Source organism: Gemmatimonadota bacterium, from assembly GCA_026706345.1.
Taxonomy (GTDB): domain Bacteria; phylum JAAXHH01; class JAAXHH01; order JAAXHH01; family JAAXHH01; genus JAAXHH01.
In genome coordinates this window covers 1-327 of sequence record JAPOYX010000247.1, presented here as the reverse complement: position 1 = coordinate 327, position 327 = coordinate 1, and the positions used below count along the sequence as shown (strand labels likewise).

Here is a 327-nt window from a genome sequence, read left to right as displayed (position 1 = left end):
CGACGCGTTTGCGTGCTGAACAATTATTCAACGAAAATCCAGACATTCTGGAAATCGACATCGGCAAGATCATTCTGATCGCCGGGTTGCAGCGAACCGGAACCACCGCTCTGCACAGGCTGCTCTGCTCCAACCCCGAATTTCGCTTTCTGTATTCCTGGGAAATGCTTAACCCATTACCCGAACCGAACGAAAAACAAGACAATCCACGCTCCAGGATCAAGAAGGCCAAATTCGCAGGCAGAGCCATGCGTTACATGGCGCCGGAGTTTTTCGCAGTCCACCCTATCGAGCACGATGCACCCGAAGAAGACATTTTTTTGCTTG

1 protein-coding gene is annotated in these 327 nt (G+C 51.1%); it reads left to right on the top strand.

Features of this window, described 5'->3' with window-relative positions:
• A partial coding sequence (locus OXG98_17830; GenBank protein ID MCY3773871.1) for a sulfotransferase occupies positions 1 to 327 on the top strand: 327 nt, incomplete at both ends.